1 protein-coding gene is annotated in these 1839 nt (G+C 44.5%); it reads right to left on the bottom strand.

Annotated features, from left to right (window positions below; genetic code table 11):
- Nucleotides 1-79: 79 nt before the first annotated feature.
- Nucleotides 80-241 (bottom strand): hypothetical protein, encoded by a 162-nt coding sequence (locus CXF61_RS13965; RefSeq protein ID WP_193834150.1) that lies wholly within the window; start codon nucleotides 239-241, stop codon nucleotides 80-82.
- Nucleotides 242-1839 lie beyond the last annotated feature (1598 nt).

Genomic DNA, 1839 nt, shown 5'->3' with positions numbered 1-1839 from the left:
TGGATTATACACTGGATTATACACTGGATTATACACTGGATTATACACTGGATTATACACTGGATTATACACCAGACTCTTAAAGTAGCTTGGCTTGACCATGCTTCTTAACATAGTCTCGCATAAAGGCTCTAACGGCTTGTGAAGCCGTTGTATCTTGGTTATCGCAAGCGTGTTTAAAGGCTTTTAGCAGGTTTTCATCTACTTTTGCTGTGAACAGCTTATCTTTTGGGGCTTCCATAGTAATTCCTTATATATTGGGTATATACGGATTATATACTAAGTCTATAAAACATCAATGGCGTCTTAAAGTATATACTTGGTATATACGTTTTATACACTGTTTATATATAAAATTCTTTTAAAAGCCTTTAAAGGTAAGGGCTGAGCTTATCTATCTATTCACATTATGTTTTTTATCAAATATCTCTACACTCAATCTGCTGATTGAGTGTTTTTTTTATTTGTTTTTTTTTCTTAAAAGCCTATGTTATATAGCCTAGGGGGCTATATAACACTTGACCGCTTATCTGTTGTTGATATGCTCTTGGTTGAGCCTTGAGCTGATTTCAAGCAACACTCACCCTAAAGGGAATGAAAGCAGATTTTGCTCTCAAGCCCTTTAGTGCTGTTGCTTTGATGTTGATGTCATGCCCTCGGCATCGCCCATCGCCTCATCAAGGCCGTATCACTGTATCAAGCTACGGCTGCATAGATTACGGTTGATAGCACCGCCTAGACGCGCTCTATGCCACGTTTTAAGCCGTTCTGACGCTAGCAAGGGGCAAACCCCAATATACCGCTATAGATACGCTTAAAACGCCACTCATTGCGCTGCTCTTATCCTTTGTCTAGTAACCCCTGTCGGGAGCTTTCGTATCACCCACACAATGCAGTCGTCGCTGATGCCTGCCACCCATTGCTAGGGAACAGTTAGAGGACGATAGGGGCGATGTAACGATCAAATAGGGAGTTAGGCGTTTTATGTATTTAGACTTGCAAATCAGGCGGTGTGTGCCTTAGAATACCCTTAACGGGCTATATGCTGGTCAAATAACGCTGTACTAGAGCTTATTTGGTCGTTACAGTCGTCGCCAAACGTCTGTAACCGTTAACGAATATTAACGACAAAGCCTTCAACGTGTCAAGCGTTGAAGGCTTTTTCTATGCAAAATTGTCCAACAGTTGTTGATTTTGCTTGGGCTAAGGTCGAGTATTGGCCAAGATCAGCCGTTCTTTTTCGGCTGTCCTGGTCAATACTGACCCAACAACCGATAGGGCGTTAGTTCTTTGCATCGCCCCTACGCGATGTTAAGCCCCAAAGGGGTGTATTTTCGTCCAGAAAATGCACAGACCATCACCCCAAGTGTGGGCTGCGTGGGGGAGCCGAAATCGTGGTGGCAGTCGTCCAGACTAGCCACAGCTGACCCCTAGGGCTGCGGTAGATTTTGGGGGTGAAACCCGCCGTCAGTAAGCACTGACCTCGGGCGTTTTAACTGCCGCACTTCAAAAGGGCAAAAAACGTACGAGGTCAGTGGTGTAACCACTGTCGGCCGCCAAGTAAATCGGAACAACGTGGAGATTTGCGCTGGAACGAAGTGGAAGGCAACTGAAAAGCGGCAGCGAGGTCGTCCAGACCACGCAAGACAAGGGTAGGGCGTTCAGCCCGTTAGCCTTGTCTGGTGACGTTTTTTAGGCGCAGCGAAGCGTAGTATGCTCTTTTCGGTGTATAATCTGGTGTATAGACCGACTTAAAAAGTGGTGATTTTCTGAAATCACTGGATTATACACTGGATTATACACTGGATTATACACTGGATTATACACTGGATTATACAC

Origin of the sequence: Psychrobacter sp. 4Dc (genome assembly GCF_002836715.1) — a bacterium.
GTDB lineage: Bacteria > Pseudomonadota > Gammaproteobacteria > Pseudomonadales > Moraxellaceae > Psychrobacter.
Note: the sequence above shows the minus strand (reverse complement) of the source record. Positions and strands in the feature narration are given on the sequence as shown.